Source organism: Streptococcus varani (genome assembly GCF_001375655.1).
In the GTDB taxonomy this organism is placed as follows: domain Bacteria; phylum Bacillota; class Bacilli; order Lactobacillales; family Streptococcaceae; genus Streptococcus; species Streptococcus varani.
Genome location: NZ_CTEN01000004.1, coordinates 179,414 through 191,729, shown reverse-complemented (window position 1 = coordinate 191,729; position 12,316 = coordinate 179,414). Strand labels below are relative to the sequence as shown.

14 protein-coding genes are annotated in these 12,316 nt (G+C 39.4%); all 14 read left to right on the top strand.

Features of this window, described 5'->3' with window-relative positions; translation table 11 throughout:
- The first annotated feature begins 11 nt into the window (after window positions 1-11).
- Window positions 12-650: a cob(I)yrinic acid a,c-diamide adenosyltransferase gene (locus tag BN1356_RS09580; RefSeq protein ID WP_093651169.1), complete on the top strand. Its 639-nt coding sequence runs from the start codon at window positions 12-14 to the stop codon at window positions 648-650.
- A gap of 149 nt (window positions 651-799) precedes the next feature.
- Window positions 800-2,155: a cobyrinic acid a,c-diamide synthase CobB gene (locus BN1356_RS09575; protein WP_093651168.1), complete on the top strand. Its 1,356-nt coding sequence runs from the start codon at window positions 800-802 to the stop codon at window positions 2,153-2,155.
- A 1-nt stretch (window position 2,156) separates the two neighbouring features.
- Complete coding sequence (gene cbiB, locus BN1356_RS09570) at window positions 2,157-3,104, top strand: adenosylcobinamide-phosphate synthase CbiB (protein ID WP_093651167.1); 948 nt, start codon at window positions 2,157-2,159, stop codon at window positions 3,102-3,104.
- A 9-nt stretch (window positions 3,105-3,113) separates the two neighbouring features.
- Window positions 3,114-3,809 (top strand): precorrin-8X methylmutase, encoded by a 696-nt coding sequence (locus BN1356_RS09565; protein WP_093651166.1) that lies wholly within the window; start codon window positions 3,114-3,116, stop codon window positions 3,807-3,809.
- Entirely contained in the window at window positions 3,806-4,474 is a 669-nt protein-coding gene (locus tag BN1356_RS09560; RefSeq protein WP_093651165.1) for a cobalt-precorrin-8 methylmutase, read from the top strand. Before BN1356_RS09565 ends, BN1356_RS09560 begins: the two co-directional genes overlap by 4 nt.
- Window positions 4,475-4,487: 13 nt before the next feature.
- A complete protein-coding gene (gene cbiD, locus BN1356_RS09555) occupies window positions 4,488-5,612 on the top strand; it encodes a cobalt-precorrin-5B (C(1))-methyltransferase CbiD (RefSeq protein WP_093651164.1) in 1,125 nt (374 codons plus the stop codon).
- Window positions 5,603-6,217: a cobalt-precorrin-7 (C(5))-methyltransferase gene (locus tag BN1356_RS09550; protein WP_093651163.1), complete on the top strand. Its 615-nt coding sequence runs from the start codon at window positions 5,603-5,605 to the stop codon at window positions 6,215-6,217. The genes cbiD and BN1356_RS09550 overlap by 10 nt, the downstream gene beginning before the upstream one ends.
- Entirely contained in the window at window positions 6,207-6,770 is a 564-nt protein-coding gene (locus tag BN1356_RS09545) for a decarboxylating cobalt-precorrin-6B (C(15))-methyltransferase (RefSeq protein ID WP_093651162.1), read from the top strand. The genes BN1356_RS09550 and BN1356_RS09545 overlap by 11 nt, the downstream gene beginning before the upstream one ends.
- Before the next feature lie 4 nt (window positions 6,771-6,774).
- A complete protein-coding gene (locus BN1356_RS09540) occupies window positions 6,775-7,548 on the top strand; it encodes a cobalt-precorrin-4 methyltransferase (RefSeq protein ID WP_093651161.1) in 774 nt (257 codons plus the stop codon).
- Window positions 7,511-8,593, top strand: coding sequence for a cobalt-precorrin 5A hydrolase (locus tag BN1356_RS09535; protein WP_093651160.1), 1,083 nt, complete (start codon window positions 7,511-7,513; stop codon window positions 8,591-8,593). The genes BN1356_RS09540 and BN1356_RS09535 overlap by 38 nt, the downstream gene beginning before the upstream one ends.
- A gap of 23 nt (window positions 8,594-8,616) precedes the next feature.
- Window positions 8,617-9,342, top strand: coding sequence for a precorrin-3B C(17)-methyltransferase (gene cobJ, locus BN1356_RS09530; protein WP_093651159.1), 726 nt, complete (start codon window positions 8,617-8,619; stop codon window positions 9,340-9,342).
- The gene (gene cobK / locus BN1356_RS09525) at window positions 9,339-10,088 is read left to right on the top strand and encodes a precorrin-6A reductase (RefSeq protein WP_093651158.1); all 750 of its coding nucleotides are present in this window, start codon (window positions 9,339-9,341) and stop codon (window positions 10,086-10,088) included. Before cobJ ends, cobK begins: the two co-directional genes overlap by 4 nt.
- Before the next feature lie 11 nt (window positions 10,089-10,099).
- On the top strand, window positions 10,100-11,542 hold the full coding sequence (gene cobA / locus BN1356_RS09520; protein WP_093651401.1) for a uroporphyrinogen-III C-methyltransferase: 1,443 nt from the start codon (window positions 10,100-10,102) through the stop codon (window positions 11,540-11,542).
- Between the two features lie 3 nt (window positions 11,543-11,545).
- Entirely contained in the window at window positions 11,546-12,313 is a 768-nt protein-coding gene (locus BN1356_RS09515) for a sirohydrochlorin cobaltochelatase (RefSeq protein WP_093651157.1), read from the top strand.
- Window positions 12,314-12,316 lie beyond the last annotated feature (3 nt).

The window sequence follows — 12,316 nt, the reverse complement described above, 5'->3', positions numbered from 1 at the left end:
AGGAAAAAACGATGCAACTCTATACAAGAACAGGAGATAAAGGATTAACAAAATTAGTTGGTGGTCAAAGTATTGCGAAAGATTCGGAACGTGTCAATGCATATGGAACCTTGGATGAATTAAATTCTTGGATTGGATATACTGTCAGCAAGATGGCTGATGGTGATGGATTTAAAGCGGAACTTTTGCAGCTACAACATTACCTCTTTGATTGTGGGTCAGATTTATCTACACCTCGAGGTATTTACCCTTATAAAGTTGATAAGAAATTAGTTGAGTGGATTGAGGAAAGAATTGATACTTATGCTGATATTCCACCAGCTTTAGAAACCTTTATCCTTCCTGGGGGGGATGAAATTGCATCTATGATTCATGTTGCTAGAACTATTGCTCGTAGGGCAGAGAGACATATTGTTGGAACAATGTGGACAACAGAAATTAATGACCAAGTCTTGATTTTTGTGAATCGTCTATCTGACTATTTTTTTGCTTTGGCTAGAGTATTGAACCACAAGAATCAAGGTTTTGATATTGCTTATGAGAGAAGTGCTAAAGTATTTCATAATATTACCAAGGCAGATATAGAACATTGGGCTAATAAAAAAATTAGAGCACAAATTGAAACCACTTTCAAAAAAACATTGACATGATTTCGAATCTTTAATATAATAACAAGTGTGATAAGAATCATATTCAGTACAATGGCGTGCTTAAAACAATTGAATAAGAGAGCAACGGTGCTACAAAAAATACTTTATTTTTTGTAGCACTTTTTTCTTTATCAAAAATAGGGGAAAAAATGAAACAATTCATGATAGCTGGTGTTTCCAGTGGGGTTGGTAAGACAAGTATTACTTTGGGAATTATACAAGCTCTAACCCGGATGGGCTATAGGGTTCAACCTTATAAGGTAGGACCAGACTATATTGATACTGCATATCATGGAAGGATTGCCAATCGTAAGTCTCGTAACTTGGATAGTTTTATGATTCCAAATGAAGATGCTCTAGCTTGGTCTTTTTGCAAGTGGCATCAAAATGTTGACATTGCCGTTGTTGAGGGTGTTATGGGGCTTTTTGATGGTTTAGGAACAGATAAGGATTGTGCTTCATCTGCTGATATTGCTAAAAAATTAGGAATTCCTGTTATCTTGGTCGTTGATGGGCGAGCAACATCGACCTCTGCTGCAGCAATTGTTCATGGCTTTTCCAGTTTCGATCCGAATTTAGAATTGGTTGGGGTACTTATTAATCGTGTTGCTTCGGAGAATCATTTTCAATTAATCAAAGGTTCGATTGAACGGTATACAGATATTCCTGTTTTGGGTTATCTAACTAAGGACACAAGAGTGGAACTTCCATCTCGTCATTTGGGTTTGATTCCAGATGTTGAAATGGAACAATTGGATAAGCAGTTATTGCGATTGGGCGAAATGGTTCAGAAGACCATTGATTTTGACCGACTTTTAGAACTTGTTGAAAAGACAGAGCAGGAGTTGAGAAATCCGTTTTCGAAACAAAATTTCTCTCAACTTACCTTGGCGTATGCTCTGGACGATGCCTTCCACTTTTATTACGAAGACAATTTAGATTTATTAAAGGATTGGGGAGTAACTCTTGTCCCTTTTAGTCCTTTAAATGATCAGGAGCTTCCAGAAGCAGATGCTTATTATTTTGGTGGAGGGTTTCCAGAGGTATTTGCTCGTGATTTAGCTGCTAATAAAAGTTTCAGAGCATCGGTGCTCTGGGCTCATCAATATGATAAGCCCATTTATGCTGAGTGTGGAGGACTCATGTATCTTGGTCAGGAGTTGGAAACGGATGAAGGAGTTTTCGAGATGGCTGGTGTTTTTAAGGGGAGAAGTCGAATGACAGACCGCTTAAAACATTTCGGCTACTGTCAGGCAACTAGTCAAGAGCCAAGCATATTTGGACCATCAGGAACTTCAATTCGGGGACATGAATTTCATCATTCAGTTTTTGAAACAAATGAGAGACCGATTTTTATTATGAAAAAAATCCGTGACGGAGAAGTAGTTTCAAGCTGGGAAGGCGGCTATCAAAAAGGAAAAACCTTGGCTTCTTATCTTCATGTTCATTTTTATCAAAACCAAGAGCTCTTGAAGCATTGGTTGGAGGAAATTAGGGGATACTAGAATGATTTTATTAGCGATAATGTTAGCCTTACTTTTGGACTGGTTATTGGGAGATCCTTATGAGTGGCCTCATCCTGTGAAATGGATTGGGAATCTGATTGGTTTCCAAATGAAATTTCAGGAAAAGATTAAGTTGCCTGCCTTTTTATTTGGTGGTTTATTATGGTTAGTAACTGTTGGATTGACTACTTTAACATCTTTTGGCATTTTATGGCTAAGCAATCTCGTATCCCCCTTACTCTATTGGGGACTTTGGATCTATCTGGCTTATGCTAGTTTGGCCACAAGAAGTTTAGCCTATGAGGCTATAAAAGTCTATAAAACTCTAAAAAATGGTGACTTAGAAGAGGCTCGTTATCAGGTCAGCATGATTGTGGGGCGAGATACTAGTCAATTGACTAGAGAGGAAATCAGCAAGGCTACTATTGAAACCGTAGCTGAGAATACTAGTGATGGTGTCATCGGGCCCTTACTCTTTCTTTTTCTTGGTGGACCAGTTCTAGCTTGGACCTATAAGGCCATAAATACTTTGGATTCTATGGTGGGTTATAAAACTGAAAAGTATCGTAAGATTGGCTTTGTTTCAGCCAAGATGGATGACCTTGTAAATATCCTCCCTGCCCGCGTCACCTGGATTTGTTTAGTCTTAGCAAGTCGTGTTTTGCAACTCGATAGTCAGAAAGCCTTGAAGGTTGGGTTTAGAGATCGTTATCAGCATACCAGTCCAAATAGTGCATTTTCAGAAGCGGTTGTAGCAGGTGCTCTGGGGATCCAACTAGGAGGGCCACATGTTTACCATGGGGAATGGATTGAAAAACAGACTATTGGTGACTTGAAACGGCAGGTTGAAATAGATGATATTTTAAAGACGATTGACCTCCTCTATATCGGAACTAGTTTAGCTTTTTTAATCTTAGCAATAGGATATCTATCAATATCACTTTTTTAGGAGTAAACGATGTCATATATTCAGAATCCTTCCTCGATTGAGGAAACAAGTTTTAAATTAATTCAAGCCATTATTGATGAGGAGTTTGGAGGCAGAACCTTTGGGTCTGAAATAGAAGAGTCTATTATAAAAAGAGCTATCCATACCTCGGGAGATTTTGACTATCTTGATAATATGGTTTTTACTCATGGAGTAACAAACAAAATTCAAGGGGTTTTGAAAAACCAAGGGACTCTAATTTTAGATTCAAACATTTCCCTACAAGGAATTAACAAAAGGGTCCTAGATCAGATGAACGTAAGTTACAAATGTCTTATTGACAATGATGAAGTCAGGAATCTAGCTAAGGAAAAAGGAATTACTAGAGCTATGGCAGCAGTTGAAGTAGCAGCTAGAATTTCAGGGCCTAAGCTCTTTGCTTTTGGAGGAGCACCGACTGCTCTATCCTACCTGTTAGAACTTTTTAAGAGTGGTCTCATAAAAGCTGATGCGGTAATTGGACTTCCGGTAGGTTTTATCAATGTAGAAGAATCCAAGGAAGAACTTCTTAGCTCTTCACTTCCTGCTCTAGTAAGTCGAGGAAGAAAAGGGGGGAGTACCATTGTTGTCTCAACTATCAATGCGATTATCTACCAGATGAAACATGTTGTAACAGAGGATTATATTCGTTATGCTACACCTGATAATAAGAAGGAGAGAAGATGACTTATATTACCCAATCTCACAAGATTGAATTGGCATCTTATGAGAAAATAAGAAAAATTATTGAGGCAGAGCATAGCCAGTTTATCTTTCAAAATTCAATGGAAGAGGCCGTCTTAAAACGAGTTATTTTTACCAGTGCCGATTTTGATTATCTTTACAATATTAAATTTTCTAATCAGGTAATCAAAAGTATTATCGATGTTATCAAACAGAAGGGGACTATATTTACAGATACAAATATGGTTTTGGCGGGATTTAATAAAAAAATCCTCGACGAGTTTGGTGTTTCTTACCGTTGTCTTGTCAATGAACCAGAAATTTTCCAAGTTGCTAAGGAAAGAGGGATCACTCGTTCGATGGCTGCTGTTGAATATGCTGCTAAGTTAGCTGGTCCCAAACTCTTCGTTTTTGGCAATGCACCTACTTCTATTTTCAAGGTGATGGAAATGGTTGAGGCTGATCAGCTTAAAGCGGACGCTGTCATTGGTGTTCCAGTTGGCTTTGTCGGTGCCGCCGAAGCCAAGCTTCAACTCCATGAAAGTAATATTCCTTCAATAGCTTCTCTAGGCCGTAAGGGTGGTAGCACCATAGCTGCAGCTATAGTCAATGCAATTCTCTATCAACTGCATGAGAATACCCCTGATTACCAGCGTTGTCTGATTTAATGGAGGGATATCTATGGAAGATTTTGCTTATGTCAATGGGAAGAAATTAAAAAAGGGTTACACGACAGGTACATGTGCTCAGGCAGCTACTATTGCAGCAATAACTATGCTTCTTAACCAAGAGGTGGAGGAGCGAGTAACTGTTCAGACAGCATCAGGAGTTCATCTCAACCTCGAGGTCATTGATCCGTCTTTTTCTGAGAAAAAAGCTAGCGCTGCTATTCGAAAGGATGGTGGCGATGATGCAGATGCCACTCATGGTCTTTTGATTTATTCAACGGTGACGCTTTTAGAAAATCAGTCAGAGATTGAGATTGATGGTGGTCAAGGAGTTGGAAGAGTAACTGAAAAGGGATTAGCCAATGCTGTCGGTATGGCTGCTATCAATCCGACTCCTAGAAGAATGATAGAAGAATCTGTTCGTACTTTAATAGGTCCTGATTGCGGAGCTAAAGTCATTATTTCGGTTCCTAAAGGAGAAGAAATTGCTAAAGCTACCTACAATTCACGCCTAGGTATTTTGGGAGGGATATCTATTCTAGGAACCACAGGGATTGTTAATCCTATGTCTGAAGATAGTTGGAAAGCGGCTATTACAGTTGAGCTTAACATGCTTTATCAACAAGGACGAAGGTCTGTTATATTGGCACCTGGAAATTATGGGGAAGCCTTTGCTATTGAAAAATTAGGGATCGCAAAGGCACACATTGTCAATATGAGTAATTTTGTCGGACATGTGCTTAAAGAAGTCCAGAGAATAGGTTTTAACAGAATCTTAATTGTGGGGCACATTGGAAAACTAGTCAAAGTGGCAGCAGGAACCATGTCTACTCACAGCAAGGATTCTGACGGTCGTATCGAAACACTTGTTGCTAATTTAGCATTAATGGGGGCACCGCTTGAATTGCTTAGAGAGGTAGCAACTTGTGTCACAACTGAAGGAGCAGCAGTTCCTATTAAAGAATATGGTTATGAAGGAGTATATCATATTTTAGCAAATAAAATTAAGATTAGAACAGAACGTATTCTGAAATTTCGAAAACCAGAAGTGACAATTGAAGTAGTATTATTTGGTTCACAAGATGGCTTTTTGGCCTCTACTAAGTCTTTGGAGGAGATTGAGGAGGAATGGTCATGATTACAGTCATCGGCATTGGGCCAGGGAATCCTCAGTTTTGCTTAGTTGGTCAGGAGAAATTCTATAAAGAAGCAGATGTCATTTTGGGTAGTTCTAGGCACTTAGAAGTTATAGCTGATAAGTTACAAGGAAAAGGAGTTGTAGCTCCTAAGAAATTAAAAGACTTGGAAGAGTTATTGCTCACTTATCCTGAGACGACAAATCTAGTTTACCTGGTTTCTGGAGATCCTCTCATTTATGGTTTGGGCAAATGGTTGACAGAAAGGTTTCCAGGACGGATTAAGTTAGTTCCTGGAATATCCTCTATGCAGTATTTAGCAAGTAAGGTATGTCTACCAATGAACGATGCCTACCTAACTAGTAGTCATGCTAAGGAACCAAATTTCGAGTTGATTATGAGTCTGTCCAAGGTTTTTTGTGTGACAGACAATAAGGTAGGACCATATCAAATTGCTCAAGAAGTAGTGAAAAGAGGTCTTAAGAAAACTTTGATTATTGGTGAAAATTTAAGTTACGACAATGAAAAAATAAGCATCATGGCAGCGGACCAAGTCCTTGACCGTGATTATGATATGAATGTGGTGGTTATTGTAGATGAGAGATGATCTTTTTAATAGGACCAAGGTTCCCATGACCAAGGAAGAGGTCAGAGCAATTAGCTTGGACAAACTAGATTTGCAGCAAGCTAAACGTTTTTTGGATGTGGGTGCAGGTACAGGTAGTGTGAGTATTCAGGCTGCCTTGACTCATCCGAATTTAGAAGTGGTCGCTATTGAACAAAAATTAGAAGCAATAGCTTTATCTCAAGAAAATATAAATCACTTTGGCTGTAAGAACATTACTCTTCATGAAGGAGTGGCCCCAATCCATTTAGAAGGTAAATTTGATGCTGTTTTCGTTGGAGGTACAGGAGGTAATATGAGGGAAATTTTTGACTGGTGTCAGGGTTTATTAAATCCAGCTGGTCGTCTGGTTTTGAATTTTATCCTTTTAGAAAATGCTCTTGAGGCTTCTCAAATCTGTGAAGAAATGGGATGGAAAAACATTGAAATAGTAACTATTCAGGCCAGTCGTTGGACTGCTTTAGGTAAGGGACACTATTTCAAACCACAGAACGCAACTATTATCATATCGTGTCAAAAAAGAAGTGAGGGATAAATATATGGCAAAGGTACATTTTGTCGGAGCAGGTCCAGGTGATGTTGATTTAATTACTCTAAAGGGTTATAAGCTGCTCTCAGAAGCAGATGTGGTTATCTATGCAGGTTCCCTGGTTAATCCAGCACTGCTGAAGTACTGTAAGGAGGGAGCTGAAATTCATGATAGTGCTAAGATGCACTTGACAGAAATTGTGGACGTTATGGAGATCAGTGTCAAGTCAGGTAAGGAAGTTATTCGTTTGCAGACGGGAGATTTCTCCATCTATGGATCAATTCGAGAACAGATTGAAGAAATGAAGAAACGGGAGATTGACTTCGATTGCATCCCGGGTGTCAGTTCTTTCCTAGGTGCTGCATCAAGCATTGGTGCTGAATACACTGTTCCGGAAGTTTCTCAAAGTGTAATTATTACTCGCATGGCTGGTCGGACCCCAGTTCCTGACCGCGAATCCTTGAGAAGTTATGCACAACATCAGACGTCAATGGCAATTTTCCTTTCTGTTCAAGGGATTGATAAGGTAGTGGAAGAGTTAGTGGCTGGTGGTTATCCAGTGAAAACTCCAGCAGCCGTTATTTATAAGGCAACCTGGCCTGAAGAGAAAAAAGTTTTTGGTACCTTGGAGACTATTGCCTCTAAGGTTGTTGAGGCTGGAATCAGAAAGACCGCTCTTATCTTAGTAGGTGATTTCCTTGGTCAAGAGTTCTATTACTCTAAACTCTACCATGAGGACTTTACCCATGAGTTTAGAGCTGGAAAAAGTAGCCATGCAGACTAGGATAACTTGTGCTATTGTAGCACTGACACCGACTGGACTAGAGACAGCTCTGCGAGTAAAGGAGGCTTTTGATAGGCCTAGTCAGATATACACCTTGCCCAAGTTAGCAAAGGAGCCTGTATGTCCTCTAATAGGTTCACCTAAGAAGGCCATAGCAGAAATTTTTCAGCAAGTTGAGGTTTTAATTTGTATCATGGCAACAGGTATAGTGGTCAGATCTTTAGCATCCGTTATTGCAGATAAGGCAACAGACCCAGCAGTATTGGTCATGGATGAAAAAGCTAGAAATATTATCAGCCTCCTGAGTGGTCATTTAGGAGGTGCTAATCAGTTAACCCAGCAATTGGCTATCAGTTTAAAGTCTAATCCTGTAATTACAACGGCTACGGATGTTCAAGATGTTGTGGCTTTAGATAACCTTGCTAAATCCGTCAATGGCTGGACAGATGACTTGAGACCTAGTATTAAAATTTTCAATTCCTATTTGGCACAGAAAAAGCCGGTCTATTTCTTTCAGGAAAAGGAATGGGTAACAGATACTCGAGGTCTAATTATCCTCAATAAGGAGGAATTGGAAGATATATTAAAGGGAGATCTACCTCTAATTATCCTTCAAACAAAAGATTTAGAACGAGCAAGACCACATCAAGTCCTCATCAAACCTAAACCATACATCCTTGGTGTAGGTGCTAGAAAAAACGTTTCAGCTCAGGTTTTTAGAGAAGGTTTTGAACTTTTCTGTCAGAGAGTAAGCATCCTTCCTGAAGAAATTGCAAAAGTGGTTAGTATCGATGTTAAGAAGGAGGAGCAAGCAATTTTGTCCCTAGTTGAAGAGTTATCTTGTTCTTTTGAAACCTTCAGTAAAGAGGAGTTATCAACTGTGGCAGATAAATATCCGCAGTCAGAATTTGTGAAAAAGATGGTTGGAGTCGGTAGTGTGGCTCTGGCTTCAGCTGATCTAGCCAGTGAAGGTCAGGTTATTAGTGACCGCTTCGCTAGAGATGGTTGTACATATGCTCTAGCGAAAGTGAAGATAGGTAGATAAAGAATTCAAATAAGGAGAAATCTATGTTATATGTTATCGGTTTAGGTCCAGGCGGAGAGGCGCTCATGTCTCAAGAAGCATTAGCTGCCATTGAGGATTGTGATATTGTGGTTGGTTACTCAACCTATATGCGTTTGATTAAGGACTTAGTAAAGGATAAAGAACATTTTGCAACAGGGATGCGTCAGGAGATTGATCGTTGCCAGAAGGCTATTGATGTGGCTATCGAGACAGGGAAAAATGTTGGTGTAATTTCTAGTGGGGATGCGGGTGTGTATGGTATGGCTGGTCTTATTTTGGAGTTGCTAGGAGACCGTGCTGATTTAGAAGTTAAAGTTATTCCTGGCATTACTGCTAGTTTGGGAGCAGCAGCTATAATGGGTGCTCCATTGATGAATGACTTTTGTCATATCAGTCTTAGTGACTTGATGACACCAATGCCAATTATTGAAAAAAGACTGCTGGCTGCAGCTGAAGGAGATTTTGTGATTTGTCTCTACAATCCTCGTAGTAAGGGTCGTCCAAATCATTTATCTAAGGCTCTTTCAATCATCTCTCAGTACAAGTCAGGAGATACTATTGTGGGTATCGGTAAGGATATCGGTCGTAAGAAAGAGAAGTATATCTTGACAACGATTAAAGATTTAGATGAGACCCTGGTAGATATGACGACTATTGTTATCATCGGTAACAAAGAAACATATGTTAAGAATAACCGTATGATTACACCCCGAGGCTATAGTCTATGATGAAGCTATTGTTAGGAGGTACATCAGATAGCACTGCTATTCTGAAACTCTTAAAAGAGTTGAATATTCCAGTGACAAGTTCAGTTGTGACTGACTATGGTCGCCATCTGGCTAGTCAGTTTGGGCAAGCCGTCATTCAAGGACGGATGTCTGCTGAGGATATGGCAAACTTTATCAAGTGTAATCATGTCGATGAAATCATTGATGCGACACATCCTTTTGCGAATTTAGTTTCTTTGGAGGCTATAAAAGCGGCTGAAATGGAAAATATTTCCTATATGCGTTACGAGCGTCCTTCGACTACTGATTTGACTGACGCTCTTGTAGTTCATTCGACTGAGGAGGCTATTAAACTCATTTTGAGAAAAGAGTATAAGAGTATCTATTTGGGAACAGGTAGTAAGACACTTCCACTTTTTGTAGAGAGCCTTCCAGGTGTCAGAATTGTGGCTAGGGTCTTGCCTACCTCGGATGTGGTTCTGGCCTGTGAAAAAATAGGCTTGGTGGCTGATCAGATCGATGCTATAAAAGCACCTTTTTCTAAGAAATGCAATAAGGAACTGATTCTAAGGTCTAAGGCACAAGTTTTTGTAACTAAAGAAAGTGGAAGTGTAGGGGGCATCAGAGAGAAGATAGAGGCCTGTCAGGAACTAGAAATAGACTGTATTGTCATTTCTAGACCAGAAATTAACTATCCTCAAATGGTTTCATCCATAAAGGATTTGAAGAAATACTTGTGCAATTGAAAGGGATTGATATGGTAGGTTTTGTAAGTCTTCTAGGGGCTGGCCCTGGAGACAGTGAACTCATTACTGTCAAAGGAGTTCGTCGTCTGAAAGAGGCTGAAGTTTTGGTTTATGACAGACTTGTTAACTATGAACTTTTTAAATATGTTTCACCAACTTGTGAAATGATTGATGTTGGTAAAAAGCCTGGTCAAGACTCTATTAGCCAGGAGGAGATTGAGGATATTTTAATTGATAAAGCCCAATCAGGTTGTAAAGTTGTTAGATTAAAAAGTGGAGACCCTTACGTTTTTGGACGAGGCGGAGAGGAGGCTCAGAGTCTTTTAGCTACTGGCATTCCATTTGAGGTGGTCCCTGGACTAAGCTCAGCTTTGGCAGGTCCAAGTTACGCAGGTGTTCCTCTAACCTTTAGAGATGTAGCAACAAGCTTCCATGTTTTTACTGGTCATTTGATGGATGAAAAAGAGAGTCTAAATTGGGAGGCGATTAGCCAGATAAAAGGTACTCTGGTATTTCTAATGGGCATGAAAAACTTATCAGCTATCTGTAGAGAATTGATGGATAGAGGCTACTCAGAAAAGACTCCGGTTGCCATTATTGAATGGGCGACCCACCCTCAACAACGCTCTATTGATGGTAAGTTAGAGAATATTTGTGACTTGGTTGCAGAAAATGGTTTCAAAGCGCCATCCATTATTGTCATTGGCGATGTGGTCTCCTTCAGGAAAGAGCTAAATTTTCATGAGAGGTTACCACTTAGAGGCAAAAAGATTCTGGTTCAAGAGACAGAAACAGGACGTCTACCACATCTATTGAGAGATACCGGAGCCGATATTCTAACTTTCCCAGCTAGGACCAAACTGTTACCAAATGAAATGATATTACCAGACTTATCTAAATTGACAGGTCTCATCTTTGCAGATAGTAATAGCTGGTCTAGTTTCTTGAATGAACTAAAAAGACGTGGTCAAGATATTAGAGAATTGAGCCATCTTAAGCTAGTTGCACTAGGACATCATGCGGTTAAAAAATTAGAAAAAACAGGTATGATTATTTTCGACCAAGAATTATCTAGTGATTATACTGAACTGGTCACTCGCTTAGCAGCTGATGAGGGGACTTGGTTGGTATTAGGTCCTGATTATCGTAAAGAAGAACTAGAAACAGCCTTCCCGTATCCATTACAAGTTACTCACAGTATGGACTTTGACCAGAGATTTGAGTTGGGCTGGAAGGGATGCGATGTGGTTTGTCTGCCGAATTCTTTATCAGCAAGTCATTTTGTGGCTTGGTCAGATAAGATTGATGACAACTTGACTGAACTTCCGATTATTGTGATGGGAGCAAGTACTCGTAAAGTTTTGGAGACGTCAGCTTTTACTAATATCATCGAAACAGATGATTTGACTCTTTTATCTATGAGAGATAAAGCTTGTCAGATTTTTGGGAGATAGGAAATGACAAAAGCTATATTAGTAGTATCTTTTGGGACAACTTACCCGAAAACAAGAGAAAAAACAATTGAAGCTTGTGAGAAAGCAATTCAGGCAGAATATCCTGAATTACCAGTTTACCGTGCCTTTACCTCAAATGTGGTAATTCGACGCATTCGGGAAAATGAAGGATTGGAAGTACCAACTGTCTTTGAAGTCTTAGACCAGATGAAATCTGAAGGGATCCGTCAGGTTTATATCCAACCTTTACATATTATTCAAGGAAGTGAGTACGATAAAATACTTACACAACTGGAGACATATCGTTCTTATTTTGAATCAATCAAAATTGGAAAACCTCTCCTTCATCGAATGGAGGATTATGAGTCTGTCATAGAGACTCTGATTAAGTATTATGGTTCTTATGGAGAAAACACTGCTACTGTTTTGATGGGACATGGGACCCAGCATCAGTCTTTTATTGCTTATGCTGCATTAGATCACATGTTACAAGAATCAAGAGTCTTTCTAGGTTGTGTAGAATCCTATCCACCTGTGGAAAAAATTGAGAGACGCCTTAACCATAGAGGAATTAAGGAGATACATCTGGCTCCCTTTATGTTAGTAGCAGGTGATCATGCCACTAATGATCTTATTTCTGAAGAGGAAGATTCGTGGTCTACCTTCTTTAGAAATAAAGGATACAAGGTGCATTATCATTTGATAGGATTAGGGGAATTTAAGGAAATCAGAGAATTATATATTCAGCATTTGAGAGAAATCATGGATTAGGAG